Raw genomic sequence first — 12,853 nt, forward strand, 5'->3', positions numbered from 1 at the left:
GTGATCAGGCCGACGTCGGGTGCCTCGCCGCGAACCGGGCGCGCGTCAGGAACGCGAGTTGGGCCCGCTTGTCCGGCATGTCGATCTCCGAGTCGAAGGTGAAGCCCTCGATCTCCAGTCGGCGCAGGGCGAGGTGGTTGCGGACGTCCGGCTCGACCACGATCCGCTGCGCGGCCGGGTCGAGGAACAGGAAGCGGGCCACCGCCGGGCCGACCGCGTTGGTGAGGCTGCGGGCGAGGCGTCGGTCGGGGCTGAGCAGCAGGTGCATCCCCACGTCGCCGGGCTGGACGCTGTAGCGCTCGCCGACCGGGTCCGCCTCGGGCTGATAGCTCTGGAAGAGGCCGACCGGCTCCCCGTCGACCATGATCAGATACGCGTGGTGGGTGGTCAGACCGTCCACAAAGGCGTAGATCTCGCGCACCTCTTCGAGGGTGTGGGAACCCATGCCCCAGAAGGAGTTACGGGGGAGGGTCACCCAACGGTGCAGAAGCGCGGCGTCCCGATCGGGATCCACGGTCACCAACGACAACTCGCCGAGACCGGCGATCTTCTCCTGGTACGTCATCGGGCGCTGTCCTCTGTTCCATCCGGGGCGCAACTTAGGTTAACCTCCCCTAACCAAGGATGACCTTACCTGGAGGGGCGCGTGAAACGGAACTGGGAGGCCCTGGTCCTCAAGGCCATGGGAGGTCGGGACTTTCAGTTGACCGTCCTGAGCACCGAGTCAATCGACGGGCACTACCAGCGGCTTCTCCTGGACGGGGGCGGCCTGCTGGAGACGTGCGGGGTGCACCCCACGATGTGGGTCCGGCTGTGGTTCGACAACGACGGCCGGGCGCACCAGCGCGCGTACACGCTTGTGGACCCCGACCCGACCACCGGCCGCTTCACAGTCGAATTCGCCCTCCACGACGGCTGTGCGGCCCGCTGGGCCACCACGGCCAAGGTCGGCGACACCATCGGCGCGACAGTTCAGGGCAGTGCGTTCGAGCTTCCCGACCCCGCGCCCGAGCACCTCTACCTGGTCGGCGACGCGGCCTCGCTGCCCGCGGTGAACAGCCTGCTCGACGCCGGTGCCGACATCCCGGCGACGATCTGGCTGGAGTACGCCCACGAGGGCGAGAAGGCGCTCGCGCTGCGGGCCCGGACCCACCACGACGTCACCTGGGTGCCGCGGCGCGACGCGGGTCAACACCTCGTCGACACGGTCTGCGCCGCCCTGCCGACCAGCGGCACGGCCCACTACTGGGTGGCCTGCGAGGCGGCCACCACCCGGGGCCTCACCCGACACATCCGAAAGACGCTGGGTGTCGACAAGGACCGGTTGACCTCCCTCGGTTACTGGAAAGCGGCATGAAGGGCCGGCTCGGCACCCTGACCGCGCTGTACGTCACCCAGTACCTGGGCGTCGGCTTCATCACCGTCGGGCTCACCGCGATCCTGCGCGACGGCGGCACCTCGCTGGACACGCTGGCGCTGTTGCAGATCGTCGGCCTGATCTGGCCCATCAAGTTCCTCTGGGCACCGATCCTCGACAGGTACGGTTCGCGGCACCGCGGCCACTACCGCTCCTGGCTGCTCGTGCTCCAGACCGCCCTGGTGCTCGCCCTGCTGGCGCTGCTGCCGTTCGCCAGCCCGGCCGACGCGCTCGGCCCGATCATCGCGATCTGCGCCGCGTACGTGTTCTTCTCGGCCACCCAGGACATCGCCGTGGACGCCGTCGCGGTGCGGATGCTCGCCGAGTCGGCCCGGGGCACCGGCAACGGCATCCAGGTCGCCGCGAGCTACCTCGGCAACCTGCTCGGCGGCGGCGCCTGCGTCCTGGTCTACGACAGGTTCGGCTGGGCACCGGCGATCGGCCTGCTGGCCGCGATGACGGCTGTCGGCCTGCTGGTGGTGTGGCGGTTCCGGGAGCCTCCCCGTACCGATCGGGTGGAACGGGTGGGCACTGCCTACCGGGCGCTGCTGTCGGTGTTCGGTCAGCCGGGCTGCCGGTGGTGGACCTTCGGTGTGGTGCCGCTGGTCTACGTCGGCGCGGGAATGGCGTACGCCCTGGTCACCCCGGCTCTGGTCGACGCCGGGTGGTCGTTGGGTCGGATCGGCGTCGTCACCGGCGTGGTGACCAGCGCCCCGGCCATCGTGGCGGGTCTGGTCGCGGGGCTCGGGATCGGGCGGTTCGGGCGCGCCGGTGTGCTCGTGGTCGGCGGTGTCGCGCTCACGGTGTCGACAGTGCTGCTGCTTCCGCTGATGAACGGCCGGGCGCCGCTGGGCGGGACGGTCGCCGCGCTCTGCTGCTTCATGGTGGCCTACACCATCGCCAATGTCGTGCTCTACACGGTCAACATGGACTACTCGCGGCCCGACACCGGCGGCACGGACTTCACAGTGCTGTCGTCGTTCGGCCTGGTCTGCTCGTTCGTGGCGGCGTCCATCGGTCTCGCGGCGGCCGACCGGTTCGGCTATCCGGCGGTCGCTGTCGCGGCCATCGTGCTGGTGGCGGCCGGCGTCGCGCTCGGCCTCGCCCACCAGCGGCGGTTCCCGCACCAGCCCGGCCCGGCCGTCGGCCCGACGGCCGAGCAGCCCACCGAGCAGCCCGCAGTGGACGGCGTCAAGGCGGTGGCGTGACCACCGTCCAGCCGGCCACCGACACCTCGACACGACTGCCCCAGCGATGGCTCATTCTGGCCGTGCTGTGCGTAGCGCAGCTGGTCGTGGTGCTGGACAACACTGTGCTGACCGTGGCGGTGCCGGTGCTCACCACCGAGTTGGGTGCCAGCACCGCCGAGGTGCAATGGATGATCAACGCGTACGCGTTGGTGCTGTCCGGGTTGCTGCTCACCGCCGGTAGCGCCGCCGACAGGTACGGCCGCCGCAGGATGCTGCTCGCCGGGCTGGTCCTGTTCGGGGTCGGTTCGCTGGCGGCCGGTCTGGCCAGCACCAGCGGGCAGCTGATCGCCGCGCGGGCCGGCATGGGCGTCGGTGGCGCGCTGCTGGTCACCGCGACGCTCGCGGTGGCGATGCAGGTCTTCGACGCCGCCGAGCGCTCCCGGGCGATCGGCATCTGGGCTGCCACCAGCGCGTTGGGCTTCGCCGTCGGGCCGCCGATCGGCGGCACGATCCTCGCGCATCTGCCGTGGGGCGCGATCTTCCTGATGAACGTGCCGATCGTGCTGGTCTGCCTGCTCGTCGGTCGCGCGCTGGTCCCCGAGTCCCGTGGGCCGGCCGGCGGCCGACTCGACGTGCTCGGCGCGGTGCTCTCCACCGCCGGCCTGACCGCTGTCGTCTGGGCGATCATCTCCGGGCCGGAGCGCGGGTGGGCGTCGACCGAGGTGTTCGGGGCGGCGGCTGTCGGCGTACTCCTGCTGGGGATCTTCGTGCGGTGGGAGCGACGGATCGCGCACCCGATGCTGGACATGCGCTTCTTCCGGGACCGGCGCTTCGTCGGTGCGATCTCCGGGGTCGTGCTGATCACCTTCGGCGCGACCGGAGCGCTCTTCCTCCTCACCCAGCACCTCCAGTTCGTCCGGGGGTATCCCGCCTGGGAGGCAGGTCTGCGGATGGCGCCCTTCGCGCTGTCCATCGTGCTGCTCAACGTCAGCGGCGTCGTCGCGAGCGTGATCCGTCGGATCGGTCTGGCGATCGCCATCGCGGTCGGCATGACGTTGCTCGCGGCTGGTCTGGCGCTTGTCACCCTCGTCCCGTCCGACGGGTACGGGGTGCTGCTGGTCGGACTGCTCGTCATGGGTGTCGGCTGCGCGCTGGCCAACCCGGCCATCGTCGAGGCCGTGATGAGCGCGATCCCCGCAGCGAGGGCCGGCGCGGGGGCGGGTGTCGACGGCACCATGACCGAGGTCGGCAGCAGCCTCGGCATCGCGGTGCTGGGTGCTGTGCTGAACGCCCGGTTCGCGGCTCTGCTGCCGGCGGCTCTGGCCGGCGCCGGATCGTTTCCCGCGGCTCTCGCCGCCGCCCGCGGAGGGGCCGAACGGGAGGCGGTGACTGTCGCCTTCGCCTCGGCGCTGGAGACGGGGCAGTTGGTGGGCGCGGCGGCGGTGCTGATCGGTGGCCTGGTGGCCGCCGGGTTGCTGCATCGGGCAGACCGCACCATATCCGCCTAATAAGGGTAGGCTACCCTAATCGTGACATCGTGGTAGTCGACGGAGGCGGTATGCGGCTCTACCTGACCGCTCTCAACCCCACCGACGCTGTTCTGGACGGGTTCCTCCCGGCGGCGGCGTCGCTCGGGCTGCCAGCCACCGTGCTGACCGACCGGCCCGCCGAGTGGCCGGCGGACGTGCGGGTGGCGAGGTGCGCGGTTCGCGACCCGGCTGCGGTTGTCGCGGCGGCGGCACCGACCCGACCGGTGGCGCTACTGTCCAACAGCGACCATCTCCAGGAGGCCACCGCGATCGCCGCCCGAAAGCTCGGCCTGCCCGGCAAGGACCCGGACGCCGCCCGTCTCTGCAAGGACAAGGCCGCGGCCCGCCGGGCAGTCGCGGCTGCGGGCCTCGATCTGGTACGTACCGTCACCGTCGACCCCGGCACCGCGCCTGAGGTGTCGAACGGGATGTACCCGGCGGTGGTCAAGCCCCGCGAGGGGGTGGCCAGTGAGGACGCGTACCTGGTGGCCGACCACGCTGAGCTGGTCACGCGGGTCGCCGAGATCCGTGGCCGACGGCCCGACGTGGCCCTGGTGGTCGAGGAGTACCTCGACGGTGAGCTACGGACCTTCGAGACCCTCGGCGACGGCACCGAGCTGGCCTCCCTCGGCGGCTGGCGTACCGGTCTCGGCCCACCACCGACCTTCACCGAGGAGAGCCTCGCCTGGTCGCCCCCGGCCGAGCAGGCGCACACCCAGCTGCGGGCGCGGCTCGACGCGCTCGGGGTCGGCTTCGGCGCCTGCCACACCGAGTACGTCATCTCCGACGGCCGGGTCCGGCTCATCGAGGTGAACTACCGCCTCATCGGTGACCGGATGGACCTGATCCTCGCCGACCTGCTCGGTGTGCCGTTGTTCGAGTACGTCATCCGGCTGCACCTCGGCGAGCCGCTGGCCGCCCTCGGCCTGCCCGGCACTGTCGACCGCTACGCCCAGGTCGAGTACATCTGCGCGGACCGGTCCGGTCGTCTGGTCGCCGCACCGGGCCCGCTCGACACCGTCCACGGCGACGTCCGGCTGGGCTGCCACCCGCTGCGCGAGGTGGGTCGTACCGCCGAGCACACCGGCACGAACCGCGACTACCTCGCCGTGCTGCACGGGATCGGCCCGGACGAGGGCGCCGTCCGGCAGTCGCTGGCCGCCCTCCGCCGCGACCTCCAGTGGACCATCGTCGAGTGAGCGACGACTGCGAACGGGAGGTCTTCGCCCGGGTGCTCGACGCCCTGCTGCGCGAGGACCACCTCGGCCTGGTCAGCGCCGGCCGAGCGGACGGGCCCGACTGGTGGCAGGTGCCGCACCCCGTCGGCCTCCTGCGCATTCCGGTCCGGGCGGACGGGTTCCAGCAGGCCCTGCGCAGCGCCGCGCCAATGGTGCTGCTGGTGGTCGGCGACGGCGACCCGCAGCGTACGGAGACGCTGGACGAGCTGTTGACGCTGCTCGCCCCGCGCGACAACGCCGAGGCGGAGGCCGGCTGGCGGGACTTCGGCGTCGAGTGCCGCGCCGACCTGCGGGCCCGACGGCTCGCCGCCCGGAACCGGCAGCGGGTGTTCACCGAGGTGGCCGCCGAACGGGCCATCTCCCCGACCGGCCTGCCGGCGGCGCTCCTGGACGACGTGCTCGCCGCCCACCACGGCCACCCCGTCTACCCCACCGACAGGGCCCGGCACGGTCTGGGCGACGACGAACTGCTCAGGTACGCCCCGGAGCACGCGCCGCGTTTCGCGCTGCGCTGGTACGCCGCCCCCGCCGAGGACGTTCGGCTCACTGGTGAGCTCCCATCGTGGTGGCCGCGCGCGCCGCGACCGGACCAACTGCTGCTGCCGGCGCATCCGATCACTGTGGCACGCGACGCGCTGCCGGTGGCCGACCTACCGGTGACCTCGGTGCGACCCACCCTGTCCATGCGGACCGTGGCGCTCGACCACGACCCGTACCTGCATCTCAAACTGCCGCTGCCGACCGCGAGTCTCGGCGCGCGCAACCGGCGCACGCTGCAACCGGGCTCGCTCGCCGACGGTGCGGCCGTCGCCGCGCTGCTCGACCGGATCGCCACCACCGAACCCACCTTCGCCGGCCGGATCCGGCACGCCGACGAGAGCACCTGGGCGCACGTCGACGGCGACGAGCGACGGGGTTTCCTGCTGCGCCGGTTCCCGCGTGACCTGGCCGGCGTCCAGGTGGTGCCGGTCGCGGCCCTCGCCGCCGCCGACCCGGTGGCGGTGACGGTCCTCGAACGGATCAGCCCGGAACGGCCCGGCTGGCTGCTGGAATCCTACCTGGACCTGCTGCTCGACTGGCACGTCTTCCTCTGGCTCCGGCACGGGATCGCGTTGGAGGCGCACCCGCAGAACATCCATCTGCTGGTGCACCCGGACGGCACTGTCGGCCTGCTCTACAAGGACAACGACGGCGCGCGCCTCGACCCACGGCACGACGGCCCGAGCGGGCTCGTCCTGGACGACGACCGGATGTGGGCGCGTGACCCGCAGGAGCTGGCCGACGTGTTCATCACCATCACCCTGCACCTGGCCGCGGCCGCTCCCCTGCTCTCCCTGGCCGCCCGCGGGCTGCCCGTGCCGTCACCCGCGGAGGCGCTGGTGCCCCGGCTCGCCGCCGCCCGCGACAGGTGGGGCGACGGACCGGCGGTGCGGGCCTTCACCGAGCGGGTTCTGCACGCCACCCGACTGCCCGTCAAGGCGATGCTCACGGCCGGCACCCTGCTGCCGAAACAGCGGTTGGGCTGCACCGACATCAACAAGTACTACCTGCGTACCGGCCCGAACTACCTCCGGGAGACACGATGACGAGCGCGCAGTTGCGCTCCCGGCCGGCCACCGACACCGGTCAGCTCGCCGACCTGGCCGCCGCCCACGCCGTCTTCGGCTGCCTGCTGCGTGAGCTGGCCCCGCCGGACGGCACCCCGACAGTGGTCGGCGGTGCCGTACGGCTGCTGCTGCGGCACCTCGACGTCACAGTGCGCTGCGCCGTCAGGCGAGCCTCACCGCTCGGCGCGCACCGCTACACCGGCCCGGTGCAACGCAGGACCGGCGACGGGCGGTGGGAAGACCTGGACGCCGACGGGTTGGCCGCGTTGGTCGCGGCGGAACTCACCACCCGTACCGGCCTGGCGAACGACGAGTTTGTCGAGCAGGTCCGGGCCAGCCGGGACACCCTGGCCCGGCTGCTGGCCGACCGACCCGCTGAGGATCCGACCCCCACCGGTGAGCCCGCCATCGACGCGTACGTCGACTCCGAGCAGTCACTGGTCTTCGGCCACCCGCACCACCCCACTCCGAAATGGCGCAGCGGTGACCCGGAACGTTGGCGGGCGTACGCGCCGGAGCTGCGCACGGCGTTCCGGCTGCACTGGCTCGCCGTACCGGACGATCTGATCGCCGGCGCCGGACCGTTCGATCCGCTCGTGGCCGCCCTCGACCCGCCGAGACCCCCGCGCGGGCACCGCGTCCTGCCGGTGCACCCCTGGCAGCTGTCGCTGCTCCCACCCACCCATCCGCGGCTGCGCGACCTGGGGGCGGCCGGCGTGCCGGTACGGCCGACGGCGAGCGTCCGCACCCTCTACGCCCCCGAGGCCGACCTGTTCGTGAAGACCAGCCTGCACGTGCGGATCACCAACTGCCTGCGCAAGAACGCGCGCTACGAACTCACCGGAGCGGTGGCACTGACCGACCTGCTGGCCCGGGTGCCGCTGCCGGACGGGGTGCGGCTGCTCGCCGAGCCCGCCTACCGCACCGTCGACGTCCCCGGCCCGGACGAGGCGTACGGGACGATTCTGCGCGGCGGCCTGCGCCCGCACCTGCGTCCCGGCGACACTCCGGTGCTGGCGGCGGCGCTGGCCGCCGCGCCGCTTGTGACGCCGGATCCGGTGGCCTGGTGGCGCGCGTACGTCGGCCTGCTGGTGCCGGCGGTGCTGCGTAGCTGGCTCAGCCACGGCGTCGTGCACGAGGCGCACCTGCAGAACGTGGTCGTCGTGCTCGACCGGGACCGCCGCCCGGTACGCATGCTCCTGCGCGACCTGGAGGGGGTGAAGCTGGACGCCGACCGGTGGGGCACCTGGCCGGACGGCGTCCCGGCGCAGGTCCGCTACGGTCCCCGGGCTGCCTACCGCCGGATCGTCTACTGCCTGTTCGTCAACCACCTCGGTGGGATCAGTGGGGCCCTCGCCGACGCGCGGACGGGAATCGAACGGCGGCTGTGGCAGGAGCTGCGTGCCGTCGTCGAGGCGGTGGCCGCCGACCTCGGTGACCCGGCCGAGCTGCGCGCGCTGCTGACCGGGGAGCCGCTGCTGGCCAAGGCGAACCTGCTGGTCAGGTGGCGGCGCGACGCCGACCGGGCTGCACCGTTCGTGCCGGTGCCGAACCCGATGGGTGGGCCACGATGAGCCGACCGGTCTACGTCCACGACCTCGACGCGCTGGCCGGGCAGGCCCGAGCCATCCGGGCGGCGCTGCCCCGGCCTGTCGAGCTGCTCTACGCGGTGAAGGCCAACCCGGATCCCGGTGTGCTGCGAACCCTCGCCCCGATCGTCGACGGGTTCGAGGCCGCCAGCCAAGGCGAGCTGCGGAGGCTGGCCGAGGTGCTGCCGGGACGGGCGCCGGCCGCGTACGCCGGGCCGGGCAAGACCGACGCGGACCTCGCCGCCGCTCTCAACGCCGGGGTGCACCGCATCCACGTCGAGTCGCCCACCGAGCTTGCACGCCTCGGCGCGCTGGCCACCGCCGCGGGCCGGTCGGCCCAGGTGCTGCTGCGGGTGAACCTGCCGGTCGACGCGCCGGGCGCGAGCCTGGTCATGGGAGGTGGGCCCAGCCCGTTCGGTATGGACCCGGCCGACGCCGTGGCGTGCGCCCGCCGCCCGCCCGCCGGCATCGACGTACGCGGAATCCACGCCCACCTGGCCAGCGGGTTGGACGCACCGCTCGCCGCGACGGTCGCCGCGGCCGTGGTCGGCTGGGCAACGGCCGAAGTCGACGCCGCCGAGGTCGACGTCGGCGGGGGCATGACCGTCGACTACACCGACCCGGCCGCGCGATTCGACTGGGAGGGCTACGGTCGGGCCCTGGCGGACGTCCTCGACAGGTACCCGGGCGTGCGGTTGCGCATCGAGCCGGGCCGGTCGGTCACCGCCCACTGCGGGGCGTACCTCACCGAGGTCATCGACGTGAAGCGCTCCTACGGCGAGTGGTTCGTGGTGGTGGCCGGCGGGACGCACCACCTGCGGACACCGGCGGCGAAGGGGCACGCGCAGCCGTTCACCGTGCACCCGCGACGCGGTGGCGGTGGCCCCCGCACCGACGGCGGGCCGGTCACAGTGGTCGGGCAACTCTGCACCCCGAAGGACGTGCTGTCCCGGTCGGCCACCGCGGGGCCGATCGGCGTGGGCGACGTGCTGGCGTTCGCCATGGCCGGGGCGTACGCCTGGAACATCAGCCACCGGGACTTCCTTCTGCACGAGCCTCCACTTTTTCGTACCGGCAATCCGGGTGGGATCGCTACGCAATGGGCGGATCGGGAGCTGCGGGCGTGAGTCGCGTGGAAAGAGCGCACAAATCGCCGTTCAACTCCACGTTGGATCACCGGGCCAATAATCGATGTCGGCCGTCGTTACGATGACGCGGAACGGTGTCGATCAAGGCGCCGTCACGTGGAGGTAAACGTTCAAATGAAGCGCATCGGATCAGCGATGCTGGCATCCGTGGTGGGTGTTGCTGCCGTCGTTCTGGCCACCAGCCAGCCGGCCCTCGCCGCCACCTCGGTCAATCTGCCTCTGTCGAGCTGGGCCTATCTCGATTCGCAGAGTCCCAAGACGAAGTTCGTCAACGCCGCGGTCGCGCCACCCGTCGGCACCCTGCTCGACGACGCGAACAAGGCGCACACCTACCGCTCCTACTTCACCTACGACCTGACCCAGCTCAAGGGCACTGTGGTGCACAACTCGTACCTGTACACGTACGAGGACACAGTTACCGACTGCTCCACCGCCGCGACTATCGAGTTGTGGCGGACCGCCCCGGTCAAGACCGGCACGACCTGGAACAACCCGCCCGCCGAGCTCGACAAGCTGATCTCCGTCAACCGCGGGCAAGGTGCGTACTACTGCCCCGGCTACCTGGGCATCGACATGGTGTCAACGCTCAACGCGGCGCTCGCCCGGCACGAGAAGTCGATCACCATCGAATACCGGATCACGGCAGCCCAGGAGGCGGACCCGCGGGCCGGCCGAACCTTTGAGCAGCCGACGCTGAGCTCCACGTCCAACCACCCGCCGACGGTGACCGAACCGCGCCTCGAGAGCCCGACCCGGCCGTGCGGCACTGTCACCAAGCCGTCGCCGGCGGGGGCGTCGACCCTGTTCAAGGCCACCGTGAACGACCCCGACGAGGGCGACTCACCGTCGATCCTCTACGCGATCTGGCCGGTCGATCACCCGGACCAGCGCCGCGAGTTCTCCAGCTACAACTACGGCACGGACCTCAGTCAGTACGCCGACGGCGAGCTTCTTGCCTGGCAGGCCCAGGCCCGTGACTACTACGACGCCGGCCCGTGGAGCAAGGTCTGCTACCTCGTCATGGACAAGACGGCACCGGCGAACCCGCCGGCCGTGGCCTCGAAGCTCTACCCCGAGGGCACCACGCCCGGCGGGGGCACCGGCCTCAAGGGGAAGTTCCGCCTCGACGCGGGCGGCGACCTCGACGTGGTGGGGTTCGCGTGGCGTGACTCAAGCGGTTACAGCGGGCAGGTCAAGGCGCGGCAGCCGGGCGGCACGGCGGTCCTCGAATACACCCCGAAGCGGGACTGGTTCGAGGAGCTGACCATCAGCTCGGTCGACGCGGTGGGCAACCGGGGGCCGGAGAGGCGCTACCGCTTCAACATCGCCGAGACCGCGCCGAGCGTAGAGATCGAAATGGGTGGGGTCGGACTTGCGAGCACACTCGCCTTCACCGCGAGGAAGCCCGAGACGACCGCCTTCGGCTATCAGATCAAGGGTGGGCCGGAGACCCGGGTGCCGGCCGTCGACGGCGGAGCCACCGGCCAGCTGACGTTCACCGCGGCCGGCGAGGTCGAGGTTGTCGTCAGCAGCTACGTGAAGAACAAGCTCATCGGTCAGGACACCCTGCGGGTCTATGTCACCGACGCTCCCGGGGTGGAGTCGGCCGAGTTCAACTTCGACACCGACCAGATCGCCGGCAAGACGGGATCTTTCACGTTCACACCGCGCAACAGTGACGTCGTCGCCTACGAGTACGTTCTGGACGGTGTCGCGCAGACCGTCCAGGCGGCCGCGGACAAGACCGCGGTCGTAGCGTGGACGGCGACCGCAGGCTGGCACGACATGGTCGTGCGGTCGGTACGGGCGGACGGCGAGAAGTCGAGGGAGACGTACCACCAGTTCAACGTCATCGACCCGGTGCCGCACCTGTACTCGCAGACGCTTCAACATCTGGACCGGATCGACGGCGTCGGCCTGCCGGTGGAGTTCTACGTCAGCAGCCGGCTGCCGGACGTGACCAGGTTCGCCTATCGGTTCGACGGCGGCCCGGAGGTCGCGATCGACGGCGGCGGGAGCAGCACTGAGTTCACCGTGACGCCGACCCACACCGGTGACAACACGCTGATCGTCCAGGCTCTGCTGGCGGATGGCACCCGGTCGCCGGAGAAGACCTTCACCTGGCAACCGTTCGAGGCGCCGGTGGTCACCATCGACCCGGCGAACGGCGGTGCGGAAGGTCAGCCGATGACGCTGACGTTCCGCTCGGTGCTGCCGGACACCAGGGAGTTCCGCTACTCGCTGGACTTCGGCGAGTATCAGACCGTCGCGGCGCGGCCGGATGGCACGGCGACCGTCTCGTTCACACCGCAGTCCGGAGGCGGCTGGTTCTCGGCCAGAGTCACCGGTGTCGCTCAGGACGGAACGACGTCGCCGGAGCGCACGATGACGGTCCCGGTCCGCGACACGCGGGTCTCGGTGTGGAGCGAGTTCTCCGAGTGGAGCCCCAGGGGTGGCATCGGTGTGCCTGGCGACTTCAGCTTCAGCACCTCATGGACTCCCGAGGTGGTGGAGTACCGCTACCGGCTCAACGACGGCCCGGAACTGACAGTGCCCATCGGGGACAGCTGGAACACCCTGGTCACGGTCGTGCCGGACCGGAACGGGCTCAACAAGCTCACCGTGCAGGGCCGCACCGGGGACGGCCGGGTCTCGCCGATCACCGAATATCCGTTCCAGGTCGGCACCGCGCCGTACGTCTTCTCCGAGGAGTATCCGCAGAGCACCCCCGGCGGCGGAGTGGGCGTCGAGGGCCGGTTCGAGTTCAGCGGCGGTACGGCCGGGATCACGTCGTTCGAGTACACCATCGGCGGCGTCCCTGGGACGGTCGAGGCCAACGCCGAGGGCCGCGCGTCGATCACCTGGACGCCGACCGAGGTGACCGGCACCTACCTGGTCGTCAAGGGCCGCAAGGCTGATGGCAGCACCACCGACGAGGTCTGGTACTTCGTTGTGGTGAAGTCGGACTGATCGACCCACGCAGCTTCAGCAGCTGTCGAGCGACGCCCCGCAGGCCATGAGCGCCTGCGGGGCGTCGCTGTTGCCGCCGCATGGTTGCCCCGCCGCCAGGCCGATCTGGATCAGAATGTTATCGATAACATGCTATCTTTCATCCGGGAGTGAAGGGCACGCTCC

At 71.2% G+C, this 12,853-nt stretch carries 9 protein-coding genes; 8 read left to right on the top strand and 1 reads right to left on the bottom strand.

The window, feature by feature from the left end; translation table 11 throughout:
* Positions 1 to 4 precede the first annotated feature (4 nt).
* Entirely contained in the window at positions 5 to 565 is a 561-nt protein-coding gene (locus ACQP0U_RS02995) for a GNAT family N-acetyltransferase (RefSeq protein ID WP_433315558.1), read from the bottom strand.
* Between the two features lie 81 nt (positions 566 to 646).
* Between ACQP0U_RS02995 and ACQP0U_RS03000 the strand changes: the two genes are divergently transcribed.
* The 8 genes from ACQP0U_RS03000 (at position 647) to ACQP0U_RS03035 (ending at position 12,688) form a co-directional block, all read left to right on the top strand.
* Positions 647 to 1,357 (top strand): siderophore-interacting protein, encoded by a 711-nt coding sequence (locus ACQP0U_RS03000; RefSeq protein WP_433315559.1) that lies wholly within the window; start codon positions 647 to 649, stop codon positions 1,355 to 1,357.
* The gene (locus ACQP0U_RS03005; RefSeq protein ID WP_433315561.1) at positions 1,354 to 2,625 is read left to right on the top strand and encodes an MFS transporter; all 1,272 of its coding nucleotides are present in this window, start codon (positions 1,354 to 1,356) and stop codon (positions 2,623 to 2,625) included. Before ACQP0U_RS03000 ends, ACQP0U_RS03005 begins: the two co-directional genes overlap by 4 nt.
* Entirely contained in the window at positions 2,622 to 4,115 is a 1,494-nt protein-coding gene (locus ACQP0U_RS03010; RefSeq protein WP_433315563.1) for an MFS transporter, read from the top strand. The genes ACQP0U_RS03005 and ACQP0U_RS03010 overlap by 4 nt, the downstream gene beginning before the upstream one ends.
* 50 nt (positions 4,116 to 4,165) lie before the next feature.
* The gene (locus ACQP0U_RS03015; protein ID WP_433320570.1) at positions 4,166 to 5,335 is read left to right on the top strand and encodes an ATP-grasp domain-containing protein; all 1,170 of its coding nucleotides are present in this window, start codon (positions 4,166 to 4,168) and stop codon (positions 5,333 to 5,335) included.
* Complete coding sequence (locus tag ACQP0U_RS03020) at positions 5,332 to 6,960, top strand: IucA/IucC family protein (RefSeq protein ID WP_433315565.1); 1,629 nt, start codon at positions 5,332 to 5,334, stop codon at positions 6,958 to 6,960. Before ACQP0U_RS03015 ends, ACQP0U_RS03020 begins: the two co-directional genes overlap by 4 nt.
* Positions 6,957 to 8,555, top strand: coding sequence for an IucA/IucC family protein (locus tag ACQP0U_RS03025; RefSeq protein ID WP_433315567.1), 1,599 nt, complete (start codon positions 6,957 to 6,959; stop codon positions 8,553 to 8,555). Before ACQP0U_RS03020 ends, ACQP0U_RS03025 begins: the two co-directional genes overlap by 4 nt.
* Complete coding sequence (locus ACQP0U_RS03030; RefSeq protein WP_433315569.1) at positions 8,552 to 9,697, top strand: alanine racemase; 1,146 nt, start codon at positions 8,552 to 8,554, stop codon at positions 9,695 to 9,697. Before ACQP0U_RS03025 ends, ACQP0U_RS03030 begins: the two co-directional genes overlap by 4 nt.
* A gap of 156 nt (positions 9,698 to 9,853) precedes the next feature.
* A complete protein-coding gene (locus tag ACQP0U_RS03035; protein WP_433315570.1) occupies positions 9,854 to 12,688 on the top strand; it encodes a hypothetical protein in 2,835 nt (944 codons plus the stop codon).
* Positions 12,689 to 12,853: the final 165 nt, after the last annotated feature.

Origin of the sequence: Micromonospora sp. CA-269861 (assembly GCF_050948505.1) — a bacterium.
Lineage (GTDB): Bacteria > Actinomycetota > Actinomycetes > Mycobacteriales > Micromonosporaceae > Micromonospora.